General features: G+C 44.7%; 1 protein-coding gene. It reads left to right on the top strand.

All coding sequences use genetic code 11. The features are described 5' to 3' along the window. The coding region (locus ACO0LF_RS31835; protein WP_423021450.1) for a DUF4142 domain-containing protein at window positions 1–255 on the top strand (255 nt) is incomplete at both ends.

A 255-nucleotide genomic window follows, 5' to 3' on the forward strand; every position in this document is an offset into this window, starting at 1 on the left:
TTACAGCGAGCAAAGATGCCACGCGTAAAGCTTCTTCACCGTCTGTCAAAGAATTTGCCGATCAAATGGTCACAGATCATTCCAAAGTAGCGGATGAATTAAAGCAGTTGGCCAATAGTAAAAAAGTGGATATTCCGGACACACCGGATGCCAAGCAAGAATCAACGATAAAAAAACTCGCTACACTCGACGGACAAAAATATGATCGTCAGTACGCAGCGGATATTGGGGTCTCTGCTCACAAGGATGCAGTAG

Source organism: Undibacterium sp. Di27W (assembly GCF_049340345.1).
GTDB lineage: Bacteria > Pseudomonadota > Gammaproteobacteria > Burkholderiales > Burkholderiaceae_D > Undibacterium.